This is a genomic window from Cronobacter sp. HA18003 (assembly GCF_011605905.1).
Lineage (GTDB): Bacteria > Pseudomonadota > Gammaproteobacteria > Enterobacterales > Enterobacteriaceae > Cronobacter > Cronobacter sakazakii.
This window is the reverse complement of record NZ_JAANQO010000011.1, coordinates 787,666-812,154: the sequence shown is the minus strand read 5'-3', so window position 1 is coordinate 812,154 and position 24,489 is coordinate 787,666. Positions and strand designations below refer to the sequence as shown.

The 24,489-nt window shown below is 60.1% G+C and carries 24 protein-coding genes and 1 pseudogene; 13 read left to right on the top strand and 12 right to left on the bottom strand.

What is annotated here, in order from left to right; translation table 11 throughout:
* The first annotated feature begins 34 nt into the window (after nt 1–34).
* The 4 genes from dmsA to dmsD are packed head-to-tail and all read left to right on the top strand — an operon-like array spanning nt 35 to nt 4,601.
* Nucleotides 35–2,470 (top strand): dimethylsulfoxide reductase subunit A, encoded by a 2,436-nt coding sequence (gene dmsA, locus G6041_RS04900; RefSeq protein WP_012124704.1) that lies wholly within the window; start codon nt 35–37, stop codon nt 2,468–2,470.
* 9 nt (nt 2,471–2,479) lie between these two features.
* The gene (locus tag G6041_RS04895; protein WP_007867979.1) at nt 2,480–3,097 is read left to right on the top strand and encodes a DMSO/selenate family reductase complex B subunit; all 618 of its coding nucleotides are present in this window, start codon (nt 2,480–2,482) and stop codon (nt 3,095–3,097) included.
* Nucleotide 3,098: 1 nt separating this feature from the next.
* Nucleotides 3,099–3,947, top strand: coding sequence for a DmsC/YnfH family molybdoenzyme membrane anchor subunit (locus tag G6041_RS04890; RefSeq protein ID WP_012124703.1), 849 nt, complete (start codon nt 3,099–3,101; stop codon nt 3,945–3,947).
* A gap of 45 nt (nt 3,948–3,992) precedes the next feature.
* Nucleotides 3,993–4,601 (top strand): Tat proofreading chaperone DmsD, encoded by a 609-nt coding sequence (gene dmsD / locus G6041_RS04885; protein WP_012124702.1) that lies wholly within the window; start codon nt 3,993–3,995, stop codon nt 4,599–4,601.
* Here dmsD and G6041_RS04880 read toward each other — a convergent pair.
* Nucleotides 4,598–4,933, bottom strand: coding sequence for a GlpM family protein (locus G6041_RS04880; protein ID WP_004387237.1), 336 nt, complete (start codon nt 4,931–4,933; stop codon nt 4,598–4,600). The two genes, dmsD and G6041_RS04880, sit on opposite strands and share 4 nt — an antisense overlap.
* Nucleotides 4,934–5,261: 328 nt before the next feature.
* Between G6041_RS04880 and osmY the strand changes: the two genes are divergently transcribed.
* Genes osmY through osmV form a run of 4 tightly spaced genes read left to right on the top strand, consistent with a single transcriptional unit; the run spans nt 5,262 to nt 8,699 of the window.
* Entirely contained in the window at nt 5,262–5,975 is a 714-nt protein-coding gene (gene osmY / locus G6041_RS04875) for an osmoprotectant ABC transporter permease OsmY (RefSeq protein WP_004387236.1), read from the top strand.
* Between the two features lie 16 nt (nt 5,976–5,991).
* Nucleotides 5,992–6,897, top strand: coding sequence for an osmoprotectant ABC transporter substrate-binding protein OsmX (gene osmX, locus G6041_RS04870; RefSeq protein WP_007867988.1), 906 nt, complete (start codon nt 5,992–5,994; stop codon nt 6,895–6,897).
* Between the two features lie 9 nt (nt 6,898–6,906).
* Nucleotides 6,907–7,554 (top strand): osmoprotectant ABC transporter permease OsmW, encoded by a 648-nt coding sequence (gene osmW, locus G6041_RS04865; protein ID WP_004387234.1) that lies wholly within the window; start codon nt 6,907–6,909, stop codon nt 7,552–7,554.
* Nucleotides 7,554–8,699 (top strand): osmoprotectant ABC transporter ATP-binding protein OsmV, encoded by a 1,146-nt coding sequence (gene osmV, locus G6041_RS04860; RefSeq protein ID WP_004387233.1) that lies wholly within the window; start codon nt 7,554–7,556, stop codon nt 8,697–8,699. The genes osmW and osmV overlap by 1 nt, the downstream gene beginning before the upstream one ends.
* Before the next feature lie 130 nt (nt 8,700–8,829).
* Here the strand turns inward: osmV and bioD are convergent, their stop codons facing one another.
* The 3 genes from bioD to G6041_RS04845 all read right to left on the bottom strand — a co-directional run bounded on the left by bioD (nt 8,830) and on the right by G6041_RS04845 (nt 11,882).
* Nucleotides 8,830–9,522, bottom strand: coding sequence for a dethiobiotin synthase (gene bioD, locus G6041_RS04855; RefSeq protein WP_014728824.1), 693 nt, complete (start codon nt 9,520–9,522; stop codon nt 8,830–8,832).
* Between the two features lie 115 nt (nt 9,523–9,637).
* The gene (gene mlc, locus G6041_RS04850) at nt 9,638–10,855 is read right to left on the bottom strand and encodes a sugar metabolism global transcriptional regulator Mlc (RefSeq protein ID WP_007867994.1); all 1,218 of its coding nucleotides are present in this window, start codon (nt 10,853–10,855) and stop codon (nt 9,638–9,640) included.
* Nucleotides 10,856–10,949: 94 nt separating this feature from the next.
* The gene (locus G6041_RS04845; protein WP_012124699.1) at nt 10,950–11,882 is read right to left on the bottom strand and encodes a LysR family transcriptional regulator; all 933 of its coding nucleotides are present in this window, start codon (nt 11,880–11,882) and stop codon (nt 10,950–10,952) included.
* A gap of 121 nt (nt 11,883–12,003) precedes the next feature.
* Between G6041_RS04845 and G6041_RS04840 the strand changes: the two genes are divergently transcribed.
* The 3 genes from G6041_RS04840 (at nt 12,004) to G6041_RS04830 (ending at nt 16,025) form a co-directional block, all read left to right on the top strand.
* Nucleotides 12,004–13,254 (top strand): MFS transporter, encoded by a 1,251-nt coding sequence (locus G6041_RS04840; protein ID WP_012124698.1) that lies wholly within the window; start codon nt 12,004–12,006, stop codon nt 13,252–13,254.
* A 73-nt stretch (nt 13,255–13,327) separates the two neighbouring features.
* Nucleotides 13,328–14,812, top strand: a complete 1,485-nt coding sequence (locus G6041_RS04835) for a carboxypeptidase M32 (RefSeq protein WP_054628779.1) — start codon at nt 13,328–13,330, stop codon at nt 14,810–14,812.
* A gap of 391 nt (nt 14,813–15,203) precedes the next feature.
* Entirely contained in the window at nt 15,204–16,025 is an 822-nt protein-coding gene (locus G6041_RS04830) for a trypsin-like serine peptidase (protein WP_012124695.1), read from the top strand.
* Between the two features lie 41 nt (nt 16,026–16,066).
* Here G6041_RS04830 and mdtI read toward each other — a convergent pair whose 3' ends face one another.
* The 3 genes from mdtI to G6041_RS21655 all read right to left on the bottom strand — a co-directional run bounded on the left by mdtI (nt 16,067) and on the right by G6041_RS21655 (nt 16,973).
* Nucleotides 16,067–16,396 (bottom strand): multidrug/spermidine efflux SMR transporter subunit MdtI, encoded by a 330-nt coding sequence (mdtI, locus tag G6041_RS04825; protein WP_007775321.1) that lies wholly within the window; start codon nt 16,394–16,396, stop codon nt 16,067–16,069.
* On the bottom strand, nt 16,383–16,742 hold the full coding sequence (mdtJ, locus tag G6041_RS04820) for a multidrug/spermidine efflux SMR transporter subunit MdtJ (RefSeq protein WP_007868015.1): 360 nt from the start codon (nt 16,740–16,742) through the stop codon (nt 16,383–16,385). The genes mdtI and mdtJ overlap by 14 nt, the downstream gene beginning before the upstream one ends.
* Nucleotides 16,743–16,868: 126 nt before the next feature.
* Nucleotides 16,869–16,973 (bottom strand): protein YdgV, encoded by a 105-nt coding sequence (locus G6041_RS21655; RefSeq protein WP_419669701.1) that lies wholly within the window; start codon nt 16,971–16,973, stop codon nt 16,869–16,871.
* A 275-nt stretch (nt 16,974–17,248) separates the two neighbouring features.
* On the opposite strand from G6041_RS21655, the pseudogene G6041_RS04815 reads away from it, so the two are divergent.
* A pseudogene (locus tag G6041_RS04815) lies at nt 17,249–17,655 on the top strand (ASCH domain-containing protein).
* A 113-nt stretch (nt 17,656–17,768) separates the two neighbouring features.
* Here the strand turns inward: G6041_RS04815 and umuC are convergent.
* The 4 genes from umuC to G6041_RS04795 form a co-directional block, all read right to left on the bottom strand.
* On the bottom strand, nt 17,769–19,037 hold the full coding sequence (gene umuC / locus G6041_RS04810) for a translesion error-prone DNA polymerase V subunit UmuC (protein ID WP_012124693.1): 1,269 nt from the start codon (nt 19,035–19,037) through the stop codon (nt 17,769–17,771).
* A 1-nt stretch (nt 19,038) separates the two neighbouring features.
* Complete coding sequence (gene umuD / locus G6041_RS04805) at nt 19,039–19,458, bottom strand: translesion error-prone DNA polymerase V autoproteolytic subunit (RefSeq protein WP_007775328.1); 420 nt, start codon at nt 19,456–19,458, stop codon at nt 19,039–19,041.
* 201 nt (nt 19,459–19,659) lie between these two features.
* Nucleotides 19,660–21,624, bottom strand: a complete 1,965-nt coding sequence (locus tag G6041_RS04800) for a peptidase U32 family protein (protein WP_012124691.1) — start codon at nt 21,622–21,624, stop codon at nt 19,660–19,662.
* A gap of 236 nt (nt 21,625–21,860) precedes the next feature.
* On the bottom strand, nt 21,861–22,391 hold the full coding sequence (locus G6041_RS04795) for a helix-turn-helix domain-containing protein (protein ID WP_004388315.1): 531 nt from the start codon (nt 22,389–22,391) through the stop codon (nt 21,861–21,863).
* Nucleotides 22,392–22,484: 93 nt separating this feature from the next.
* Here G6041_RS04795 and G6041_RS04790 point away from each other — a divergent pair, with 93 nt between their 5' ends.
* Entirely contained in the window at nt 22,485–23,648 is a 1,164-nt protein-coding gene (locus G6041_RS04790; RefSeq protein ID WP_041460495.1) for a benzoate/H(+) symporter BenE family transporter, read from the top strand.
* Nucleotides 23,649–23,679: 31 nt separating this feature from the next.
* On the opposite strand, the gene G6041_RS04785 is transcribed toward G6041_RS04790, so the two are convergent.
* Nucleotides 23,680–24,348 (bottom strand): DUF3313 domain-containing protein, encoded by a 669-nt coding sequence (locus G6041_RS04785; protein WP_012124689.1) that lies wholly within the window; start codon nt 24,346–24,348, stop codon nt 23,680–23,682.
* Nucleotides 24,349–24,489 lie beyond the last annotated feature (141 nt).

Genomic DNA, 24,489 nt, shown 5'->3' with positions numbered 1-24,489 from the left:
ATTGCGTCTCTTTTGCGGAGACAAGGAGTGAGTAATGTCAAATACCGATAGTCCGGTCGAGATCAGCCGCCGCACGCTGGTGAAATCCACCGCGCTTGGCGGTCTGGCGCTCGCGGCAGGCGGCATCTCCCTGCCCTTCGGGGTCAGACAGGTGGCCGCCGCCGTCGGGCAGGCCATCAGCGCGCCGGACGAGCGCGTCGTCTGGAGCGCCTGTACCGTCAACTGCGGCAGCCGCTGCCCATTGCGTATGCATGTGGTGAATGGCGAAATCCGCTATGTTGAAACCGATAACACGGGCAGTGATGACTACAACGGGCTGCACCAGGTGCGCGCCTGCCTGCGTGGCCGCTCCATGCGACGACGCGTCTACAACCCGGACCGCCTGAAATACCCGATGAAGCGCGTCGGCAAACGTGGCGAAGGCAAATTTGTGCGCATCAGCTGGGATGAAGCGCTGGACACCATCGCCCAGGGCATGAAGCGCATCATCAGCGACTACGGTAACGAGGCGATTTACCTTAACTACGGCACCGGCACGCTCGGCGGCACCATGACGCGCTCCTGGCCGCCGGGGAAAACGCTGCTTGCCCGGCTGATGAACTGCTGCGGCGGCTATCTTAATCATTACGGCGATTACTCCAGCGCGCAGATCGCAGCCGGCCTTAGTTACACCTATGGCGGCTGGGCCGACGGCAACAGCCCGTCTGATATTGAAAACAGCAAGCTGGTGGTGCTGTTTGGCAATAACCCCGGCGAAACCCGCATGAGCGGCGGCGGCGTGACGTATTACCTTGAGCAGGCGCGCGCGAAATCGCAGGCGCGGATGATAGTCATCGATCCGCGCTATACCGACACGGCCGCCGGACGCGAGGATGAGTGGATCCCGATCCGCCCCGGCACCGACGCCGCGCTGGCGTCCGCGATCGCCTGGGTGTTGATCACTGAAAACTATGTCGATCAGCCTTTCCTGGATAATTATTGCGTTGGCTACGACGAGAAAACGCTGCCGCCCGGCGCGCCCGCGAACGGCCACTATAAGGCGTATATTCTCGGCGACGGGCCGGATGGCACCGCCAAAACGCCCGCCTGGGCCGCCCCCATCACCGGCATTCCCGAAGCGCGCATTATCAAACTCGCCCGTGAAATCGGCGAGGCGAAACCGGCGTTCATCGCCCAGGGCTGGGGGCCGCAACGCCATTCCAATGGCGAGCTGGCCTGCCGCGCGATAGCGATGCTCCCCATCCTCACGGGGAACGTCGGCATTCACGGCGGCAACAGCGGCGCGCGCGAAGGCTCGTTTTCACTCCCTTTCGAACGAATGCCGACGCTTCAAAACCCCGTTGAGACCAGCATCTCGATGTTCACCTGGACCGACGCTATCGAGCGCGGCCCGTCGATGACCGCCACCGCCGACGGCGTGCGCGGCAAAGAGAAGCTCGACGTACCGATTAAGATGATCTGGAACTACGCCGGTAACTGTCTTATCAATCAGCATTCGCAGATCAACCGCACCCATGAAATTTTGCAGGATGACAAAAAGTGCGAGCTGATTGTGGTGATCGACTGCCATATGACCGCCTCGGCGCGCTATGCCGATATCCTGCTGCCGGACTGCACCGCGTCGGAGCAGATGGATTTCGCGCTCGACGCCTCCTGCGGCAATATGGCCTATGTGATTTTCGCCGATCAGGCGATTGCGCCGCGCTTTGAGTGTCGCACTATCTATGACATCACCAGCGCGCTCGCCGTGCGCATGGGTGTCAGTGATAAATTTACCGAAGGCCGTACTCAGGAAGGCTGGCTGCGTCACCTTTACGCGCAGTCGCGGCGCGCGATCCCGGAACTGCCGGATTTCGACACGTTCCGCCAACAGGGGATCTTTAAGCTTCGTGATCCGCAGGGCCATCACGTCGCCTATCAGGCTTTCCGGGAAGCCCCGACTGCCAACCCGCTCGACACGCCCTCCGGTAAAATCGAGATCTACTCGTCGGCGCTTGCCGACATCGCCGCGCACTGGCAGCTGCCGGAAGGCGATGTCATTCACCCGCTGCCGGTCTACAGCCCCGGTTTTGAACAGGTAAGCGACCCGCTGCGCGCGCAGTACCCGCTCCAGCTCACCGATTTTCACTACAAATCCCGCACCCACTCGACTTACGGCAACGTGGACGTGTTACAGGCCGCGTGTCGCCAGCAGGTCTGGATAAACCCGCAGGATGCGCAGGCGCGCGGCATCAACGATGGTGACCTGGTGCGGGTCTGGAATGCGCGCGGCGAAGCGCGCATCGAGGCGAAAGTGACGCCGCGTATTATGCCCGGCGTCGTGGCGCTGGGCGAAGGCGCGTGGTACCAGCCTGATGCGCAGGGCGTCGATCACGCCGGCTCTATCAATGTGCTGACCACGCAACGGCCCTCGCCGCTGGCGAAAGGCAATCCGTCGCACAGCAATCTCGTTCAGCTTGCCAGGGTGTAAGGAGTTCCGATGACCACACAATACGGCTTTTATATCGATTCCAGCCGCTGCACCGGGTGTAAAACCTGCGAGCTGGCGTGCAAGGATTACAAAGATCTCACCCCTGACGTCAGCTTTCGCCGCATCTATGAATACGCGGGCGGCGACTGGCAGGAGGATAACGGCGTCTGGCATCAGAACGTCTTCGCTTACTACCTCTCAATAGCCTGTAACCACTGTGAAGATCCGGCCTGCACCAAAGTGTGCCCCAGCGGTGCGATGCACAAGCGCGAGGACGGTTTTGTGGTGGTGAATGAAGAGGTCTGCATTGGTTGTCGCTACTGCCATATGGCCTGTCCGTACGGCGCGCCGCAGTACAACGCCGCCAAAGGGCATATGACTAAATGCGACGGTTGCTATGAACGCATCGCTGAGGGCAAAAAACCGATTTGCGTTGAGTCCTGCCCGCTGCGCGCGCTGGATATGGCGCCGATTGACGAACTGCGTAAAAAGTACGGTTCGCTGGCGCAGGTCGCGCCGCTGCCCGCCGCGCACTTTACCCGCCCGAATATTGTGATTAAACCCAACGCAAACAGCCGCCCGACCGGTGACACCACCGGCAAACTGGCGAATCCGAAGGAGGTCTGAAATGGGAAGCGGATGGCATGAATGGCCGCTGGTGTTATTCACCGTGCTCGGCCAGTGCGTGGCGGGCGGGCTTATCGTCACCGGGCTGGCGTGGTTTACAGGCCTTAAGGATGAACGCCCGCGCATGGTGCGCGCCATGTTTTTTCTCTGGGTGTTGATGGGCATCGCCTTTCTCGCCTCGGTGATGCATCTCGGCTCGCCGCTGCGCGCGTTCAATTCACTGAACCGCCTCGGGCACTCGCCGCTCAGTAATGAAATCGCCAGCGGATCGCTGTTTTTCGCGGTCGGTGGGCTGTGGTGGCTGGTGGCGGTGCTGGGGAAAATGCCCGACGCGCTCGGGAAAATCTGGCTTATCGTGGCGATGGCGCTCGGCGTACTGTTTATCTTCGCGATGACCCACGTTTATCAGATAAACACCGTGCCGACCTGGCATAACGGCTATACCACGCTCGGCTTTTTCCTGACGGCGTTTCTCGGCGGGCCGCTGCTCGGCGCGCTTCTGCTCGCCGTCGCGGGCGTCGCTGGCCCGCGGGAGTTCGCGATGGTGAGCGTATTCGCACTGGTGATAAGCGTCGCGGCGGCGCTGATGCAGAGCGCGGGCCTTGCAGGCATTCACAGCTCCGTACAACAGGCGAGCGCCCTGCTGCCGGATTACGGCTTCTGGCAGGCGTGGCGCATGGTATTGCTGGCGCTCGGCATCGGCTGTTGGCTCTGCCCGCTGGTGCGCCGCGTTCCGCCGCGCCCGTGGGGGCTGGCGGCAGGGTTTGCGCTGGTACTGGCAGGCGAGCTTATCGGTCGCGGCCTCTTTTATGGGCTGCACATGACGGTCGGTATGGCCGTTGCGGGATAATCTCCGGGCGGCGACGCCGCCCGGCTTTTTCAGGACAGTGACGCAGTGAAAGAAAAATTAACGGATATCGCCTGTTGCGCCCGCATTCTGGGCGCGCTCTTTTATTACTCACCCGAGGCACCCGAAGCGCGCGCCATTGTGGACGCGCTGCGTATGCCGGGCTGGGAACGCGAATGGCCCTGCGGGTTTGATAGCGCACGCGTGACCGGGTTTTACACGCTGAACAACGGGGATGAAACGCTGGCGCAGGCGTGGCAGCGGCTCTTTATCGGCCCGCACGCGCTGCCCGCGCCGCCGTGGGGATCGGTCTGGCTCGATCGTGAATCGGTGCTGTTTGGCGACTCCACGCTTGCGCTGCAGGGGTGGCTGCGTGACAACGCCATCGCCTTTGAAACGCCGCTAAATGAGCCCGCGGATCATATCGGTCTGCTGTTGCTGCTGGCGGCCTGGCTTGCGGAACAGGGAAAAACCCGCGAGCTCGATGAGTTGCTGGCCTGGCATCTGCTGCCCTTCGCGCCGCGCTTTCTGGAGGTGTTCTGCGCGCAGGCGCAACATCCGTTTTACGAGGCGCTGGGCGAGCTGACCCGTGCGACGCTTACCCACTGGCGCAGCGGGCTGCTGATGCCGGTTTCGCAAAAAACGCTTTACCGTTAGTGAAAGCGGCTCCAGAGCGCAATCAGCAGCCAGGCGCTCAGGCACCAGCAGGCCACCGCGCCGCCGAGCGCCAGCGGCACTTTAACCATGCCGCTTAGCACCCACAGCGAGGCCAGATAGACAAAATAAGGAATGATGGCCCACATACCGAAAATCACCGTGGTGCGAAGCGCCTCCACGCCGCGCCCGGTGACGACGATATAGTGGGCAATCAGCGCAAACGTCGGAAAAAGCGGGATAAGCCCTGCGATATAGTAATTTTTGGTTTTCGACAGCATGCCTATCAGCACCACTACCGCCGCGCCGAGCAGCGCTTTAATCAACAGCCCCATCGTTTTACGTTCCACTTTCTGGTTTCAGTTTTTTCTGACGCTACCATAACTGCGCGCCCTGCCGGGATTTTTTCGCTATAGACGCCCGTTTTGTTACGGCGTCACTTCCTCTACCTGCCTTTTAAGATAATTCTCTGTCGCGCCCGGGAAGCGAGGCGGGATAAGGGGAAATCGTTAATTGCCCGGGTAAATCATTCGCCAGATAAATGTCACGTAATGTGGAATCCTTCCCGCCCGGTTGCTATAGCTCAATACACCCTGCCGACACACGGCATAACAACAGGCGAGCCTTATCGCCATAAAACGTGCACCAGGGAGACAACGCCTCATGCAGAAAGCCTCACTGACTTTACGCGCCATCGGGGCGCTGGCCGGGCTCGCGGCCGTTATTGCCTTACTGGTCTGGGGCATCGGCCCCGAGACCCTCGCCGCCCGCCGCGAAGATCTGCTTTATCTGGGTAAACAGCACCTGATTCTGGTGTTCAGTTCAATGGCGCTGGCGCTCGCCGTCGGTATCCCGAGCGGCATTCTGTTAAGCCGTCCGGCCGCGCGCCGCTTTGCGGAATACGCGATGCAGATTTTTAACGTCGGCAATACCCTGCCACCGCTGGCGGTGCTGGCACTGGCGATGGTCGTCGTCGGCATTGGCGATAAACCCGCTATCGTGGCGCTGTTTCTGGCTTCTCTGCTGCCGATTGTGCGTAACACCTACGCCGGGCTCTGCTCGGTGCCGGGCTCGCTGATTGAAGCCGCCAACGGCATTGGAATGACCAAAGGCCAGCGGCTGTGGCAGGTGGAGCTGCCAAACGCCTGGCCGGTGATGCTCTCCGGCATTCGCATCGCGACCGCCATTAACGTCGGCACCGCGCCGCTCGCCTTTCTTATCGGCGCGAGCAGCTTCGGCGAGCTGATTTTCCCTGGCATCTATCTGAACGATTTTCCGACGCTCATTCTTGGCGCCGCCGCCACGGCCTTGTTCGCGCTGATTCTGGATATGGCGCTCGCAGCACTTGGCCGCGTGCTCAGCCCGCATACCGCCTGATGATAAGGAGATTCCGATGACCCTGCTGAATCGCTGGCTGGCTCTCGCCGCCGCGGGCCTCTTGCTGGCCACGACCGCCGCCCGCGCCGCACCGCTGGTGCTGACCACCAAGAGCTTTACCGAGCAACATATTCTCTCCGCCATGACGGTGCTTTACCTGCAAAAGAAAGGCTTTCAGGTGGAGCCGCGCACCAATATCGCGACGGTAATTTCGCGCAACGCCATGATCAACAAACAGGTGGACATGACCTGGGAGTACACCGGCACGTCGCTGATTATCTTCAACCATATCAATAAACGAATGACGCCCGAGGAAACCTATAACACGGTGAAAAAGCTCGACGCGAAGCTCGGGCTGGTGTGGCTGAAACCCGCCAGCATGAACAACACCTACGCGTTCGCGATGCAGCGCAAGCGCGCCGAAGAGGAGCATATTTCGACGATTTCGCAGCTGGCGCAGAAAGTCGAACAGGTGCGCAAAACCGACCCGGATAACAACTGGATGCTGGCGCTCGACCTGGAGTTTTACGGGCGCAGTGACGGCATGAAACCGCTGCAACAGGCGTACAACATGCCGCTCGACCGCCCGCAAATCCGCCAGATGGACCCGGGGCTGGTCTATAACGCCATCCGCGACGGCTTTGTGGACGCGGGCCTGGTCTACGCCACCGACGGGCGCGTGAAAGGCTTCGATTTAAAAGTGCTGGAAGATGATAAGGGCTTTTTCCCGAGCTACGCCGTTACGCCTGTCGTGCGTAAGGATACGCTGGCGGCGAATCCGGGGCTTGAGGAGGCGCTGAATACGATCTCCGGCCTGATGGATAACGAGACCATCACCACGCTTAACGCGAAGGTGGATATCGATCACCAGACGCCGCAGCAGGTCGCCCGCGACTTCCTGCGCGACAAAGGTCTGCTTTAAGGAGGGATGATGGATACCATTCACTATATGATCGATAACGCCGGTTTTCTGGCGAGCCTTACGTTCCAGCACCTGTGGCTGGTGCTGCTGGCGGTGGGCTTTGCGATTGTTATCGGGGTGCCGCTCGGCATTCTGATTGTGCGCCATAAATGGCTCGCCACGCCGGTGCTGGGGCTCGCGACGCTGGTGCTGACCATTCCGTCCATCGCCCTGTTCGGGCTGATGATCCCGCTCTTCTCGCTGATAGGCCAGGGCATTGGCGCTCTGCCCGCCATCACCGCCGTGTTTCTTTACTCGCTGCTGCCGATCGTGCGTAACACGCACACCGCGCTCGACAGCCTGCCGCCGGGGCTTCGCGAAGCCGGTCGCGGTATCGGCATGACGTTCTGGCAGCGCCTGCGCTGGGTGGAAATTCCCATGGCGCTGCCGGTGATTTTCGGCGGCATTCGTACCGCCGTCGTGATGAATATCGGCGTGATGGCGATCGCCGCCGTTATCGGCGCGGGCGGCCTGGGGTTACTGCTGCTTAACGGCATTGGCGGGAGCGACATTCGTATGCTTATCGCCGGTGCGCTGATGATCTGTTTACTGGCCATTATTCTGGACTGGTTACTGCACCGCCTGCAGGTTGTGCTGACGCCGAAGGGGATCCGCTAATGATTAAACTTGAAAACCTCACCAAACAGTTTGTGCAGAAGAACGGCCAGACGTTTAACGCCGTCGATAACGTCAACCTGAACGTGCCGGAAGGCGAAATGTGCGTGCTGCTCGGCCCGTCTGGCTGCGGCAAGACCACGACGCTTAAAATGATCAACCGGCTGATAGCGCCCTCCGGCGGCAAGATTTTTATTAACGGCGAAGACACAACCGATCTCGATACCGTCACGCTGCGCCGCAATATCGGTTATGTCATTCAGCAGATTGGCCTGTTCCCGAATATGACGATTGAAGAGAACATCACCGTGGTGCCGCGGATGCTGGGCTGGGATAAAGCGCGCTGCAAGGAACGCGCGACCGAGCTGATGGCGATGGTGGCGCTGGATCCGAAACGCTTCCTCAACCGCTACCCGAAAGAGATGTCCGGCGGCCAGCAGCAGCGTATCGGCGTTATTCGCGCGCTGGCGGCGGATCCGCCGGTGCTGCTGATGGATGAGCCTTTCGGCGCGGTCGACCCGATTAACCGCGAGGTTATCCAGAATCAGTTCCTGGAGATGCAGCGCCAGCTGAAGAAAACGGTGATGCTGGTGAGCCACGATATCGACGAAGCGCTGAAGCTTGGCGATCGCATCGCAGTGTTCCGCCAGGGGAAAATCATTCAGTGCGCCAGCCCCGACGAGCTGCTCGCGAAACCGGCCAACGAGTTTGTCGGCTCTTTTGTGGGCCAGGATCGTACGCTGAAACGCCTGCTGCTGATTCAGGCGGGCGATGTGACGGACAAACAGCCGACGATTACAGTGCGTAGCTCGACGCCGCTTGCAGAGGCGTTCGCGCTGATGGACGACAACGATATGCGTTCCGTAACGGTGGTGGACGAGAACGAGAAGCCGCTGGGATTTGTGAAGCGTCGCGAAGCGCGCGGCGCAACGGGCGTTTGCGCCGATATCACCCACCCGTTCCGCGTGACCGGTAAAGCGGAAGATAACCTGCGCGTGGTGTTATCACGTCTTTACGAGCACAACACGGTCTGGATGCCGATCGTGGATGAAGACGGCCGCTACAGCGGTGAGATTTCACAGGATTATATCGCCGATTATCTCAGCTCCGGGCGTACGCGACGGGCGCTCAATATTCACGAAGGGTGAGTAAAACGGCGGGTGCGTCTCCTGCCGTCTGTTCCACAAGGCGGGTGCGCTGCGCTTACCCGCCCTACATTATTGCTCCACCGTCTGTTCCGTAGGGCGGGTAAGCGCAGCGCACCCGCCATAAAACCACTCACACCGCGGCGCGCAACGGGTCGGTTGCACCAAGACGCGTGACATCCACCCACTTCGCTAAATCGCGCTGCTCGGCGCGCGGCAGATACGGTAATTCGCCAACCAGCGGCGCGGGCAGCTTCTGGCTTAACACCTCGATAATTTCGGCGTAATGCGCAAGCCCCGGATTTATCCGGTTCGCCACCCAGCCCACCAGCGGCAGACCGTCGCTCGCAATCGCCTGCGCGGTTAACAGCGCATGGTTCAGACACCCTTCCTGAATGCCGACCACCATCAACACCGGCAACTGCTCCTGCACCACCCAGTCGGAAAGCGGGCGTAAATCGTTCATCAGGCTGCGCCAGCCGCCTGTGCCCTCCACCACCACGTGATCCGCCTGCTCACCCAGCTGCGCGAGGCCGTTTGACAGCAGCGAATAGTTAATGGCGCAGCTGTGCGCCACGCTGCTCTCTTCTTCGCTGAACGCGATGGGGTTGATGGCCTCATACGGCAGCGCCAGGGATGAGACGCTTTGCAGCACCAGGGCATCTTTGTTGCGCAGCCCCTCCGGCGTCATTTTGCTGCCTTTCGCCACCGGCTTATAGCCCACCACGCGTTTGCCGGTGGCGGCCAGCGCCTGTAACAGGGCGCGGGAAACCACCGTTTTCCCGACGGCGGTATCTGTACCGGTAATAAAGACGCGCTTAAGCATCGCTGACTCCATCTGCCATTGTGTTAAAAAGAATGATCCAGTGGCAAAAGTCTAAAAGAAGACTTTCAGGGTCAGCTTGAGTTAGCGCAATTTTTAGTGGATCAAGGGCAAGTCGTCAGCCTTGCAGCAGGCGAATCAACAACGAACCGTTATACATCGCGTCTTTCACCAGCGCTGCGCCCGCCATCGTGCCGCGGTTTGAGAACTGGGTGCTTTCCACGCTGATGTTCCGGCTGTAGGCGGGCAGCGACTGCTGGCGAACGGCGTCAGCAATCGCCGGAAAGAGAATATCGGACGCCCGGTTAAGCGGCGAACCAATCAGAATTTTTTGTGGATTAAACAGATTGACCATAATCGCGAGAATGCGCCCGACGTTAACGCCGACGCCGAGAATAATATCGCGCGCCAGCAGATCGCCCGCCAGCGCCGCGTCGCACAGCGACTCCACGCTAAGCGGCTGTCCGTGCAGCATCGAGCCCATCGACTGATTCATCCGCTGCTGCGCCAGCTCCAGCACGCTGTCGATGCTGGCGATAGTTTCAAGGCAGCCGTGGTTGCCGCAGTAGCAGCGCTTGCCGTAAGGATCGACCTGCGTGTGGCCAATCTCCACCAGGCTGCTGCTGCCCGCGTGCAGCAGGCGGCCGTCGGTAATGACGCCCGCGCCGACGTTATGATCGATAACCACCTGAATCACGTCGCGCGCGCCGCGTGACGCGCCGAACAGCCCTTCGGCCATCGTCCAGGCGCTGATGTCATGCTGAACAAACACCGGTACGCCGGTGTGCGCTTCCAGCGCCGCGCCAAGCGGCATATCGACGACGTCATAAAACGGCATCTGGCGCACCAGCCCGTGTTCGGTATCAATCACGCCAGGCAGCGTAATGGCGATGGCGGTGAGGCGCTCCAGCTGGCGCTGATGGCGGATAAAAAAGCGATCGATATGGTCGATAATGCGATCGAGCAGCGGGCGGGCCTCCTGCAACGGCAGATCGAGCTGCTCTTCCACCACCAGTTTGCTGCTGAGATCGCGCAGCGCGAGGTTGATTTCACCGCGGTTGATGCGCACCGAAAGGTAGTGCCAGGCGTCGGTTTCCACCGCGAGCCCTACGGCGGGGCGACCACGGCTGCCTGGCTCCTGGATTTCCGTCTCCTGAACCAGATGCGCCTCCAGCATTTCGCGCACGATTTTGGTAATGCTGGCGGGGGCGAGTTGCGCCAGTCTGGAAAGATCGATACGTGATACCGGGCCAAGCTGATCAATCAGGCGATAGACAGCGCCCGCATTGGTCTGTTTTATCTGATCGATATGGCCCGGTTGACTGTCAGCAACCACGTCCTGCTCCCTTATTTTCGCGCTTCGAAATAAACATTCGGCTATGGTGAATCACTTCGCCAGGGCGCGTCAAATTTTTACTTAGCCTTGTGATTTACCGCACATTTTTATACAGATCGGCGGCCGTTTCCGGCCATTGCGCGGCCCCGTTAAGCAGAGAAATAAAACGTTGTGCCGCAGCGCTTTGCTCCTGATGCCGCGCCCAGACCAGCCACATTTCTGAAATTGCATCCGGCTCCTGCAGTTTTACCCAGCGCATCTCCTCTAACCGCACGCGCTGAAACGACGCCGGAAGAATCGACACGCCGAGCCCCGCCGCCACCAGGCCAATGATGGTCATCGCTTCGCCCACCTCCTGCGTGATGCGCGGCTGCACGCCGTAGCGATGCAACAGCCCGAGAATATCGTCATACAGCCCGGTGCCAACGTGCGGGTCAAAAAAGACGAACGGCTCGCCCGCCAGCTCACTTATCGACACCGCCTCGCGCGCGGCGAGCGGATGATCGCAGGGGATGAGCGCCAGCAGCGGCTCGCGCAGCACCAGTTGCCAGGCGAGCGTCTCCGGCAGCGGGGTATTACGCATCAGCCCGACATCGAGCCGCCCTTCGGTCAGCGGCGCTATCTGCGAGCGGGTGTTTATCTCAAGCGTCTGTAAATGCACATCCGGGTAGCGACGGCGAAACACGGAAAGCGTGTCGGAAATGGCGCGGATAAACGGCGCCGATGACGTAAAACCGATGCGCAGTTCGCCGGTCTCACCGTTATGCAGGCGCGCGGCGCGCACCGCCGCGGCTTCCACCTCGCTTAAAATCTGGCGGCTGTCGGCGAGAAACTGCCTGCCCGCCGCCGTGAGCGTGACGCTGCGGTTGGTGCGGGCCAGCAGCCGTGCGCCGGTCTGGGCTTCCAGCGCCTGGATCTGCTGGCTTAACGGCGGCTGGGAGATATTCAGGCGGGCGGCGGCGCGGCCAAAATGCAGCTCTTCCGCCACCGCTACAAAATAGCGAAGATGACGCAGTTCGATATTCATATTTAATACATATTATTTGAGATTATTAATATATTAGACAGATGATTCGCCGCTTTCTACTCTTCGTGTGTGTGCCTCACCCGCAGCCAGCAATCGCGGGGATATTACGTAAGGATATGCTGTGAGTCGTACCACTACCGTCAGCGCCCCGTCGGCGCAGGCTGCTGACGATACCGTAACTGCCGCGCCGGCAACGTATATCAAACGCGGCACGCCCGCCTTTATGCGCGTCACGCTCGCGCTCTTCTCGGCGGGCCTCGCCACCTTCGCCCTGCTCTACTGCGTACAGCCCATTCTGCCGGTGCTGTCGCAGGAATTTGGCGTCACGCCTGCCGCCAGCAGTATTTCGCTCTCGGTCGCCACGGGGATGCTGGCCGTGGGGCTGCTGTTCACCGGGCCGCTGTCCGACGCTATCGGGCGCAAGAACGTGATGGTCACCGCTCTGCTGCTGGCCTCCATCTGCACCCTGCTCGCCACCATGATGCACAGCTGGCACGGCATTCTGCTGATGCGCGCGCTGATTGGGCTGTCGCTGAGCGGCGTGGCGGCCGTCGGCATGACCTATCTTTCCGAGGAGATCCACCCCAGCATGGTGGCGTTCTCGATGGGGCTTTACATCAGCGGCAACTCAATTGGCGGGATGAGCGGCCGTCTGCTCACCGGGGTTATCACCGATTTCTTCAGCTGGCGCGTGGCGATGGCGTTTATCGGCTGCTTTGCGCTCGCGGCGGCGCTGATGTTCTGGAAAATTCTTCCGGCCTCACGCCATTTTCGCGCCTCGTCGCTGCGCCCGCGCACGCTGCTGATTAACTTTCGCCTGCACTGGCGCGACGACGGCCTGCCGCTGCTCTTCGCCGAAGGCTTTCTGCTGATGGGCGCGTTTGTGACGCTGTTTAACTACATCGGCTATCGGCTGATGCTGTCGCCCTGGCACTTAAGCCAGGCGGCGGTGGGCCTGCTGTCGGTCGCGTATCTCACCGGCACCTGGAGCTCGCCGAAAGCGGGCGCGATGACCGCGCGTTTCGGCCGCGGCCCGGTGATGCTCGGCTTTACCGGCGTGATGCTGTGCGGCCTGCTCCTCACGCTGTTCTCATCCCTGTGGCTGATTTTCGCGGGTATGCTGCTCTTCTCCGCCGGGTTCTTTGCGGCGCACTCCGTTGCGAGCAGCTGGATAGGCCCGCGGGCGCGGCGCGCCAAAGGCCAGGCGTCCTCACTCTATCTGTTCAGCTATTACTTAGGCTCAAGCTTCGCGGGCACGCTCGGCGGGCTGTTCTGGCACCGCTACGGCTGGAACGGCGTCGGCGGGTTTATCGCGCTGCTGCTGGTGCTGGCGCTGCTGGTGGGCGGCGGGCTGCACCGCCGCGTCCGTTAATCGCCCTTCGGGCCTCGTGTTTCGTCAGGGTTAGTGCTACCTTTTCTGCTTGCCGACAACGTCACGAGGCCTTATGGAAAACAAAAACTATCAACAGCTTAGCCGCACGTTCCTGCGGCTTTCCCGCTTCTCTCATCTCTCCGCTATCGCAAGCTGGGATATGTTCGCCATGATGCCGCCGGGCGGCAGCCGTGCGCGCGGCGAAGCCCTGGCGGAGCTGAGCGTGTTGCAGCATCAGATCCTGACCGACAAAAAGATGGCCGAATGGCTGCGCGGCGCGGAACAGGAAGACTTAAACGATCTCGAACAGGCAAACCTGCGCGAAATGCAGCGCCACTACCAGCAGGCGGCGCTGCTGCCGGAAGCGCTGGTCGAGGCCAAATCGCTCGCGGGCAGCCGCTGCGAACACGCCTGGCGCAGCCAGCGTCCGGCCAACGACTGGGACGGCTTCTCGGAAAATCTCAAAGAGGTAGTCAAGCTGAGCCGTGAAGAGGCCGCTATTCGCGCCGAAGCCAAAGGCTGTTCGCGCTATGACGCCCTGCTCGATATTTTCGAACCGGACATGACCAGCGCGCGTCTCGATACGCTGTTTGGCGATCTGCGCAGCTGGCTGCCGGATCTCCTCGCCCGCGCGGTGGAAAAACAGGAACGCACCGTTCTCACCACACCGCAGGGGCCGTTCCCGGTGGCGCAACAGCGCGAGCTGGGCCTTGAGGCGATGCGCCTTCTCGGCTTTGATTTCGACGGCGGCAGGCTGGATGTCAGCGCGCACCCGTTCTGCGGCGGCGTGCCGGAAGATGTGCGCATCACCACCCGCTATGACGAAAACGAACTCTTCAGCGCGCTGTTTGGCGTGATCCACGAAACCGGCCATGCCCGTTATGAGCAAAACCTGCCGCGCGAATGGCCGGGCCAGCCGGTGGCGCTTGCCCGCTCTACCGCTATCCATGAATCCCAGAGCCTGTTCTTCGAAATGCAGCTCGGGCGCAGCCGTCCGTTCCTGAAGCTGCTGCTGCCGCAGGTGGTCTCGCGTTTCGGCAAGCAACCAGCGTTTGAAGAGGAGAACTATCTGGCGTGGAACCAGCGCGTCAAGCCAGGCTTTATCCGCGTCGATGCCGATGAAGTGAGCTACCCGGCTCACGTGGTGCTGCGCTACGAGATTGAGCGGGCGCTGATCGACGGCGATATTGAAGTGGACGACATTCCGGCCCTGTGGGATGAGAAAATGCAGCAGTGGCTGGGGCTCTCCACCACCGGCAACTACCGCGACGGCTGTATGCAGGATATTCACTGGACGGATGGCGGCTTTGGTTACTTCCCGTCGTACACGCTTGGCGCGATGTATGCCGCTCAGCTTTTCCACGCTGCACGCCAGGCGCTGCCGAACCTGGATGCCTCGATTGGCGCAGGCGATCTGCGCGCGCTGTTTGACTGGCTGCGTCAGTCGGTGTGGCAGCACGGCAGCCGCTTTACCACTTCGCAGCTGATGATTAACGCCACCGGCGACGATCTCAACCCGCGCTATTTCCGCGATCACCTGACAGCCCGCTACCTGTAGCGCCGTCGTATACGCCGGGCCGCGCGCCCGGTGTGTACATTCCGTTACACGCCGATACTAATCACCTACGGACGCCCGCCCCGCCGCGCCGTTATAGTCTCTTCACGCCCCGCCGTTTTTTTTCGCCGCTTTTGTCAGGCCTGCGCGCTCAGGCACGCGCGTCGCCGTTTGCGCCGGACGCGCGGGCTGCGTTTCCGGAGGCCCGACATGATCCGCCGCTATCAGTTTGAGATAATCCTGACGCTGCTGCTGTTATGCGGCGCGCTGTCGATCTTTTTTTACTGGTAAACGTCGCTAGCACGCTGATTTTATTCTCACTTTGCTCGCGTCACGTCTATAGTTACCTCACAGGGTTACTTTAATAATCATAATTGCCCCACCAGAGAGTGATATGCGCAAAACCGTTTTTTTGTTACTGGGATCGCTACTATTACCCGCTTTTATTACCCATGCCGACGAGGGCGATGACGCGTCTGAGACCGCAAGCGACGTTCAGACCCTCTTTTTTGGTCATGATGACCGCACGCCCGTACCGGACCCGGCCGCGTCCCCGTGGGATGCCATCGGCCAGCTTGAAACCGAAAGCGGTAACCTGTGTACCGCCACGCTTATCTCCCCGCACCTGGCGCTGACCGCCGGGCACTGTTTGCTCTCTCCGCCGGACGGCACCCCAGACCGTGCGGTGGCGCTGCGTTTTGTGTCGCATAAAGGGGCGTGGCGCTACGAAATTCACAGCATTGAAGGGCGCGTGTCGCCGTCGCTCGGGCATAAACTGAAAGCCGACGGCGAAGGCTGGATTGTGCCCTCGTCCGCCGCGCCGGAAGATTTCGGGCTGATTATTCTGCGTAACCCGCCGTCTGGCCTGACGCCGCTGCCGCTGTTCGAAGGCGATCGCGCGGCCCTGAACCGGGCGCTCAAAGCGACAGGGCGGCGCGTGACGCAGTCCGGCTACCCGGAAGATCATCTCGACGCGCTCTACAGTCATCAGGATTGCCTGATTACCGGCTGGGCGCAGCGTAACGTGCTGGCGCACCAGTGCGACACGCTGCCGGGCGACAGCGGCTCGCCGCTGATGCTGCGCACCGACACCGGCTGGCAACTGATTGGCGTGCAGAGCTCAGCGCCCGCCGCCAAAGACCGCTGGCGCGCCGATAACCGTGCGATTTCAGTAACCGGTTTTCGCGAGCGCCTCGAAGCGCTGGCGAGCGAATAAAAAAAGGGGCGCTTAGCGCCCCTCTCTCTTTGCTTTACGGCTTACGCCAGCTTGATGATCACCATACCCACCAGCAGCAGCCCAAGCCCGGCCCAGCCTTTGCGGTTAAGCCGCTGGCCGAACATAATCCAGCCTGCCGCCACCGTCGCGGCGATCCCGAAACCGCCCCACAGCGCGTACGCCACCGCCAGATCGATGCCTTCCACCGCCTGCCCCAGCGCACTGAAGGCGGCGAGAACGGCGGCAAGCGACGCCACGCCATAGACCGGGCGGCGAAAGCCGTCGGAGAATTTCAGCCAGATATTGGCGATAATTTCGAGGCCTATCGCCAGCAGCAGCCAGAGAATATGCTGTAACTCAACCTGCGACATGACGCACCTCCGCCTTGCGGCTCACGGTACGGGTGCCGGTTTTGATCAGTAAAATCCCGGCAATTAATACCAGCAGGCCCAGCGCTTTTTGCACCGTCAGGGTTTCGTTAAACAGCAACACGCTAAAGAGCGTAATTAAGACGATCCCGACACCTTCCCACAGGGCGTAAGCCACACCCAGCGCAATACGCTTAACAGAAAAAGACAGTAAAATATAAGAAAGGGATATCATCACCAGCATTAAAATAAATCCGGCGTGGCCACCGCCAACGCTTGCCCATTTTAATGCCAGCGTCCCGGTAATTTCCGACACAATCGCTAATGCTAATAAAATCCAGTAAATCATAATCTCTCTCCTGCCTGAAAAAATACACAGGCATATCAGATGGCGCGTAAATACGCGTCATTAAAAACGATTAAAACAGTAACAGGCGTACAGTGACGGCCTGAAAAAATTCAGAAGAGAGACGGACTAAAGCGCCGTGCGCCAGTGCTGTTCACCGCAAAGAAAGGTGGCAGGGAAAGGAGTGGAAGAAACGTAAAACAGGGAGATAAAACAATTGAACAGGTTGTCCATAATCTTTCAATTTATCCGCGGTCTTGCTTCTCGTCGTTGCGGATCAAAATTGGCCTCGGTAGTCAAACACGCCCGAATTAAACCATGCCGCCAGAATTTTCTCAACCCGTTTACACTACTTTACGGCAGTTTTTATTTTTTATCGGGGCAAAAACAGCGGCTTATTTTAACGCCCCGATTAATTAATCATACCGAACGATTAAATAATCATTAGCAGGCTCTCTTTTTTCACGATATGCTATTTCCTTACATTAATTTAACAAGGAAGTATCAGAATGACCGTAGACGAACTGCAACAGAAATACCCTGGCGCGCGGCCTGGGGCTTTGGCGACTCACCGCACATGGCGGATGAACTGGGCGCGCTGGTGGCGCACGGCACCAAACGTGCCAGCTGCAGCGATTATCACGCCTGGCGGCAAGACGCCGACCCGGTCCTGCCGGGGGATTACCACATTATCCTCAACGGCGCGGGCGAGCCGCTGTGCGTTATTCGCACCCACACGCTACGGCTGGTGAAATTTTGCGACGTTACTGAACAACTCGCCGCACTGGAAGGCGAAGGCGATTTAAGCCTCGCTTACTGGCGCAATGAGCACGAGGCGTTTTTCACCCGCGCCGGCTGTTTCTCACCCGACATGCCGCTGATGTTTGAAGAATTTGACCTGGTGGAGCGGTGCTGAGGGGTTATTAGAACCATCAGAAACACCTTACCTGGCGGACTTTTATTGTCGCCGCGCAGCGTTTTATGGCCACGTTTAACCGGCAGCGCGGCGAAGGCGTAATTGTTAGCCCCTCACCACAAACTCGCGCGCGGTAATTCACTAAAACGGGTGGTGTAACCTGGCGAAAGGAATTCGCGCTTCATCGCCCAGGGCTTGACGATCCCCTGACCTGCGAACCAGAGCTTCCCCCTGCCTGAGCGATTATATTCATCCAGCAGATGCATCAGCGGCGCGCTGTTGGCCTGTGGCGGGTGTTCATCGAAGAGATTAAGCTGCGCCACGCCCTGGCTGAAAAAATCCCCCAGCATGACGCCCGCTTTGATATAGCGATAGCCTGCGCGCCAGATGGCATCCAGCGCGCTTACCGCCAGCCGCACGATTTCGCGGGTGTCGTTGGTGGGCGTCAGCGCCTGGCACAGCGCCTGGTTGCTGTAGCGGTCGTCGGGTTCATCATGCGGGCTGGTGCGGATAAACACCGCCACCTGGCGGCAGAACTGATGCTCTTGGCGCAGTTTTTCCGCGGCGCGCTCCGCCCAGGCGCAGACCGCCTGGCGCATATCCTGGTAAGCCGTGACGCGGTAGCCAAACGAACGGCTGCACACGATCTGCTGCTTCGGCGCGACAAATTCATCCATTGCCAGACACGGCTCGCCGCGCAGCTCGCGTACGGTACGCTCCAGCACCACGTTGAAATTTTTGCGGATCACCCACGCCGGGCTGTTGGCCAGATCAAACGCGGTCTCAATGCCCATCGCCGTTAGCTTTTTGCTGAGCCTGCGCCCGACGCCCCAGACATCCTCAACGTTAAAATGCGCCAGCGCCCTGCGCAGCCGGGCGGGATCGGAGAGATCGACCACTGCGCCCGACTTCGGCCATTTTTTGGTGGCGAGATTGGCAAGCTTGGCGAGCGTTTTGGTGGGCGCGATGCCCACGCCGACCGGCAGGTGCGTTTCGCGCCAGAGACGGTCGCGGATCTCCTGCCCAAAGGTGGTCAGCGACATCACGTTACTGACGCCGCGCAGATCGACAAACGCCTCGTCGATCGAGTAGATCTCCACCTGCGGCGCCATCTCTTCGAGAATATCCATCACGCGTTTGCTCATGTCGGCATAAAACGCGTAATTGGAGCTGAAGACCGCCACGCGATGACGCTCAAAGAGCGCGCGCTGTTTGAAATAGGGTTCCGCCATGGTGATGCCAAGCGCCTTCGCCTGGCGGCTGCGGGCAATGACGCAGCCGTCGTTATTGCTCAGCACCACGACCGGTTTATCCCGCAGATCCGGGCGAAACACCATCTCGCAGGAGGCGTAAAAGCTGTTCACATCCACCAGCGCGTACATCTCAGCGCCTCTTCTTCAGCACCCAGGTGACCACGCCGAAGATCACTACCTCGGCGTCGCCGCCAAGCGGGATCGGCGCGAAATCCGGGTTCATCGGCACCAGTTGCGCCACCGGGTGCAGCCGCAGGGTTTTGACGGTGAACTCCCCTTCCAGCGCAGCCACGACGATATCGCCTTCCTGGGGCTTCAGGGCGCTGTCCACCACCAGCAGATCGCCATCCTCGATCCCGGCACCGTTCATCGACTCCCCGGCCGCCCGCAAAAAATAGGTGGCGTTCGGGTGCACAATGCAGTGCGCGTCAAGGCTTACACGCTTTTCGACGTAATCCTGAGCGGGCGACGGAAATCCGCAGGCCACTGTCTCAAGGAACAGCGGCAACCCCTCGGCATCAGGCTGTGGCAAGAGTCGCATCATTAACATGGCGTACTCCATCCATTCATTATGTTGTTATTTACTGTGTTTATATACAGTAGTTTGATTTGTACTATTCTGACAACCCTATTTTTAAGCGAAGCGGCGCAATCGCCTGGAGAACGGCCAGTTTGTGCGGGTTTGTTGAGCGGTATGGAATGAAGATAAAAAAAGCCAGAGCATGGGCTCTGGCTTTTCGGGGAAGGAGTGTCAGGCGTTTTTGCGTTTCGGCAGGGTCTTCAGCAGATCTTCCGGGCTGATGGAGGCGACCACGCTGCCCGGCTGCGGCATTTTCAGGATATGGTTTTTGATCTTGCCGACCACGTGCATTTCGCAGGGTTTGCAGTCAAAGCGCAGCGTTAACACTTCGTCGCCGTGTACCAGCTGCATCGGCGTCGCCTTCCAGCTCTTGATGTTGCCCTTCGCCTGTTTCGGGCAGAGGTTAAAGGCAAAGCGCAGGCAGTGCTTGGTGATCATCACCGGCACGTCGCCTTTTTCCTCGTGCGCCTCATACGCAGCGTCGATAAGCTGCACGCCATAGCGCTGGTAAAATTCACGCGCCTTATGGTTGTAGACGTTCGCGAGGAAGCTCAGGTGCGTTTCCGGGTAGACCGGCGGCGGCACGGAAACCGGCTTGCGCGCGCCGCGCTGATAGTTCGCCAGGCGCGCGGCGTCCAGCGCCTCGATAGCTTCACGGCGGAACGCGTTGAGCTGGCTGTTAGGCACAAACAGCGCGCCCGGCAGCGTCACCTGCACGTCGCGGGCGAAATAGATAGTCTGCCCCAGTTTCGCCAGGCCCTCTTTCAGGCTGGTCAGCGCTTTTTCCGGGTTGTTGGCTTCGTCGAACTGCCCGTCAAGCGTATGCGTCACGCTGACGCCGTCTTCGCTGGTGATGGTCAGGATCAGCTGTTCCTGCCAGCCGCCAAGCTCGATATCCACGCCGATGCGGCGCTCGCTGGAGGTTTTCAGCAGCGCCTGCTGCCAGTTGTGATCGAGGTTGCGGTTAAGCTTGTGGTGCGGGCGCAGCGTTTTCAGTGCCGCTGGCATCTCGTTCGGGAAAACGCGGTAGCGGTTTTCGCCGGTTTTTTCCGCCACGTTAACGCGAAAGCCAACCACTTCACGCTTAATCATAACGTTCAGCCCGTCGCCGTTGGCCAGCGGCTCGGTGGCCTCAACGTCCAGATAATCTTTACCGACGCTCAGCACTTCACCGACCGGCAGGCCGACGAACGTCGGGGTGTCGAACGCGCCAATATCGATTTTACGGGCGTTAACGAAGTAATCGGTGCTGCCGCGGTGGAAGGTTTTCTCGGTGGACGGCACGAAATAGTGCGCCGTGTTACCGGCGGAGGAACGTGCGAGATCGCCGCGATCTTCAATAATCGCGTCGAGCATCTGGCGGTAGTGCGCCGTGATGTTTTTCACGTAGCTCATGTCTTTGTAGCGCCCTTCAATCTTGAAGGAGCGCACGCCCGCGTCAATCAGCGCCGCCAGGTTGGCGGTCTGATCGTTATCTTTCATCGACAGCAGGTGTTTTTCATACGCCACCACGCGGCCCTGATCGTCTTTCAGGGTGTACGGCAGGCGGCAGGCCTGCGAGCAGTCGCCGCGGTTGGCGCTGCGTCCGGTCTGGGCGTGGGAGATATAGCACTGGCCCGAATAAGCCACGCACAGCGCGCCATGAATAAAGAATTCGATGGTGGCGTCAGTGTTCTCATGAATGGCGCGGATCTGGTTGAGGTTCAGCTCGCGCGCCAGCACGATTTGCGAGAAACCGGCGTCGGAGAGAAACTTCGCCTTTTCGACGCTGCGTATATCGCACTGGGTGCTGGCGTGCAGTTCGATGGGCGGAATATCCAGCTCCATGATGCCCATATCCTGCACGATCAGGGCGTCAACGCCCGCGTCATAGAACTGGCCGATAAGCTTGCGGGCCGGCTCCAGCTCGTCGTCATGCAAAATGGTGTTCAGCGTGACAAACACCTTCGCGCCGAAGCGATGGGCGAACGGCACCAGGTCTGCGATGTCCTGGAGGCTGTTGCTGGCGTTGTGGCGGGCACCGAAACCGGGGCCGCCGATATAGACTGCATCTGCGCCGTGCAGAATGGCTTCGCGGGCGATGGCGGTATCGCGGGCGGGGCTGAGCAGTTCAAGGTGATGCGGTTGCAGGCGCATAATTCGTCGTTATCCGTTATTTGAAAGGCGGCTATTGTAGTCACATTCGGGGCGTTCGGAAACTGTTTCACGGTACCGCTGCGGGTTTGCCGTTCTGCGGGAAAGTATTGCACAAAGGTTTATTTCACGCGGCACGCCGCAAGGGATACGCTGAGGCGGTATTCCTGACTTATCACCTCAGTTTCATCGTGTCGTTGTAGATTGTCGTTGGCCGCAAGCTTGCTTGCGGTTTTTTTTTATGGCGCCGGGTAGTGAATAAGCGAATGAAAGCGCACCGGCAACGACGTCGCGTTGCGGTAGGCGTGCGGTCGGTCGCCAGCAAACTTCAGCCCTTCGCCAGGGCCGAGCCGCCGCCAGACGCCGTCCGTCTGAAGCTCCAGCTCGCCCTCAATCACCACCACATGCTCCGTTACGCCGCGCTCATGCGGCGTGGAGTCGCTCTGCGCGCCAGGCGCGAGCGTAACGGCGAGCATATCGAAGCGCAGCTGTTCATCCCACGGAAACACCGGCTCTACCAGCATCGTCTGCTGGGCGTCAAACACGGTACGCGCCCCCGGCGCAGGCGGTGTGATAAACGCCGAAAACGGCACGTTAAAGCCGGTGGCGATTTTCCACAGCGTGGCAACCGTCGGGCTCGATTCGTTACGCTCTATCTGGCCGAGCATCGCTTTCGACACGCCGGTTTCCTGCGCCGCCTGGGTCAGGCTCCAGTTTTTCTGCTGGCGCAGCGCTTTCAGCGTCTGCGCGAGATGGGCGGTAATGTCCATACGTTCTCCTTTGAGGGTGCCAGTATAGCGCCTTGTGCGTTATAGCGCACGATGATAGAGTCGCTGGACGTTATAACGCACAACGGAGTATGTATGCGCTTTTCGCTTCCCCCGGCGCCTGCCGTTATCGCAGGGTTTGTGGCGGTGCTGGTGGGCTACGCCAGCTCTGCCGCTATTATCTGGCAGGCCGCCGCGGCGGCAGGTGCCACGCCTGCCCAAACGGCGGGCTGGATGACGATGCTCGGCATCGGCATGGGCGTCAGCACGCTTGCGCTAAGCCTGTGGTATCGCGCGCCGGTGCTGACCGCCTGGTCAACGCCCGGCGCGGCGCTGCTGGCGACGGGCCTTGCGGGCAGCAATCTGCATGAAGCGGTCGGGATTTTTATTTTCGCCTCGGCGCTGATTGTGATTTGCGGCGCGACGGGGCTGTTCGCCCGCCTGATGAAAATCATTCCGCCGGGCCTGGCCGCCGCGATGCTGGCGGGCATTCTGCTGCGCTTCGGGCTACAGGCGTTCGGCACGCTGGAAGGGCATTTTATTCTGTGCGCCGCCATGACGGGGGCGTGGCTGCTCTGTAAAGTCTTCGCGCCGCGCTACGCCGTGGTGGCCGTGCTGCTGACAGGCGTCGCGGTCTGTCTGTTACAGGGCGAAGTGAACACGGCAGCGCTGCATTTTCGCCTCGCACCGCCGGAGTTTGTCTCGCCCGCGTTCAGCCTCTCCTCGCTGCTCGGCGTCGGCCTGCCCTTCTTTCTGGTGACGATGGCCTCGCAGAACGCGCCAGGCGTCGCCACATTGCAGGCTTCCGGCTACCGGGTGCCGGTTTCGCCGTTGATGGTCACAACCGGCCTGCTGGCGCTGCTCCTTGCGCCCTTTGGTGTTTTTTCCATTTGCATTGCCGCCATTACCGCCGCCATCTGCCAGAGCCCGGAGGCGCACCCGGACCGCGACAGGCGCTGGATAGCGGCGGCGATGGCGGGCGTGTTTTATCTGCTGGCGGGCGTATTCGGCGGCTCCGTCGGCGCGCTGATGACTGCCCTGCCGCTGCCGTGGCTGCAAACGCTCGCCGGGCTGGCGCTGCTCGGCACCATTGGCGGCAGCCTGCATCAGGCGCTGGCGAATGAACGCACCCGCGACGCGGCGCTGATTACCTTTCTGATGACGGCGTCCGGCGTGACGCTGCTCGGCGTCGGGTCGGCCTTCTGGGGGTTAATGGCTGGCGGGATAAGCTACGCGCTGCTGGCGCGACGGGCGGGATAAAAAAGAGGGAGCCAGGCTCCCTCTGTACGGTTTATTTCGGCGCGGGGTCGAACATGCGCGCGTCGGTCGCCATATCGTCGATCACCTGTTTGAGGTTGTCGACCGTCAGCGGCGTCTTCTCGTTGTTGAGATCTTTCCCCTCACCTTTACGCACCACTTTCACCACGGTTTTCTGCGTCGCCGCGTCAATCAGCTCACCTTCAAAAAACAGGCTGGTGTCCATCGTACGATGGCCTGTCGCGACCTCGGTTCCGGCCACCACCAGCGCAATCGGCAGCACTTCATAGAATTGCAGCCCTTCTTTGCTGCTGTCGACGGCAGTGATCGCGCCGCGGAAAATCACGCTGCGCGGGCCGGGCGTCGTCACCAGCGGCTTGCGGCTCGCGGCGGCGGTTTTCAGTTTATCGTTGGTGTAATTCAGCAGGCCATCAAGCACCTTCTGAGAGATCTGCGCAGTCGGTTTCGGCGTCGGATAATAGACCACCGGGTTGTAAACAATAGAGTCATAATTATTCAGGTTAAAGCCCGGCGCGACCCAGCGCATCACCGGTTTGCCGGTCGATGACGTGGTTTTTTCAAGGCCCGAATAGTCTTTCAGGAAGCCGGAATATTGCTCGGGTTTGGTGGTGCTGGAGGAACAACCGGCAAGCAGCAATAGCGCCGCCACGCCGGAAGCTTTAAATACCGATGTGCTGTGCATAGAACGTTACCTGTGAGTGGATGAGCACTGAATTTATAGCAAACGGCTGTGCGAAAAGAGTAATAAAAACGGCAGGATAAGAGAAAAAAGCGATCCGGGACGTAAAATAGGATTAGAACAATAAATAAAATTGATACTAAC

Bases quoted from the DNA above. Each gene is read 5' to 3' on its own strand.
- dmsA (WP_012124704.1), top strand. From the start codon at position 35: ATGTCAAATACCGATAGTCCGGTCGAGATCAGCCGCCGCACGCTGGTG.
- G6041_RS04895 (WP_007867979.1), top strand. From the start codon at position 2,480: ATGACCACACAATACGGCTTTTATATCGATTCCAGCCGCTGCACCGGG.
- G6041_RS04890 (WP_012124703.1), top strand. From the start codon at position 3,099: ATGGGAAGCGGATGGCATGAATGGCCGCTGGTGTTATTCACCGTGCTC.
- G6041_RS04880 (WP_004387237.1), bottom strand. From the start codon at position 4,933: ATGGGGCTGTTGATTAAAGCGCTGCTCGGCGCGGCGGTAGTGGTGCTG.
- osmY (WP_004387236.1), top strand. From the start codon at position 5,262: ATGCAGAAAGCCTCACTGACTTTACGCGCCATCGGGGCGCTGGCCGGG.
- osmX (WP_007867988.1), top strand. From the start codon at position 5,992: ATGACCCTGCTGAATCGCTGGCTGGCTCTCGCCGCCGCGGGCCTCTTG.
- osmW (WP_004387234.1), top strand. From the start codon at position 6,907: ATGGATACCATTCACTATATGATCGATAACGCCGGTTTTCTGGCGAGC.
- osmV (WP_004387233.1), top strand. From the start codon at position 7,554: ATGATTAAACTTGAAAACCTCACCAAACAGTTTGTGCAGAAGAACGGC.
- bioD (WP_014728824.1), bottom strand. From the start codon at position 9,522: ATGCTTAAGCGCGTCTTTATTACCGGTACAGATACCGCCGTCGGGAAA.
- G6041_RS04845 (WP_012124699.1), bottom strand. From the start codon at position 11,882: ATGAATATCGAACTGCGTCATCTTCGCTATTTTGTAGCGGTGGCGGAA.
- G6041_RS04835 (WP_054628779.1), top strand. From the start codon at position 13,328: ATGGAAAACAAAAACTATCAACAGCTTAGCCGCACGTTCCTGCGGCTT.
- G6041_RS04830 (WP_012124695.1), top strand. From the start codon at position 15,204: ATGCGCAAAACCGTTTTTTTGTTACTGGGATCGCTACTATTACCCGCT.
- mdtI (WP_007775321.1), bottom strand. From the start codon at position 16,396: ATGTCGCAGGTTGAGTTACAGCATATTCTCTGGCTGCTGCTGGCGATA.
- mdtJ (WP_007868015.1), bottom strand. From the start codon at position 16,742: ATGATTTACTGGATTTTATTAGCATTAGCGATTGTGTCGGAAATTACC.
- G6041_RS21655 (WP_419669701.1), bottom strand. From the start codon at position 16,973: ATGGACAACCTGTTCAATTGTTTTATCTCCCTGTTTTACGTTTCTTCC.
- umuC (WP_012124693.1), bottom strand. From the start codon at position 19,037: ATGTACGCGCTGGTGGATGTGAACAGCTTTTACGCCTCCTGCGAGATG.
- umuD (WP_007775328.1), bottom strand. From the start codon at position 19,458: ATGTTAATGATGCGACTCTTGCCACAGCCTGATGCCGAGGGGTTGCCG.
- G6041_RS04800 (WP_012124691.1), bottom strand. From the start codon at position 21,624: ATGCGCCTGCAACCGCATCACCTTGAACTGCTCAGCCCCGCCCGCGAT.
- G6041_RS04795 (WP_004388315.1), bottom strand. From the start codon at position 22,391: ATGGACATTACCGCCCATCTCGCGCAGACGCTGAAAGCGCTGCGCCAG.
- G6041_RS04790 (WP_041460495.1), top strand. From the start codon at position 22,485: ATGCGCTTTTCGCTTCCCCCGGCGCCTGCCGTTATCGCAGGGTTTGTG.
- G6041_RS04785 (WP_012124689.1), bottom strand. From the start codon at position 24,348: ATGCACAGCACATCGGTATTTAAAGCTTCCGGCGTGGCGGCGCTATTG.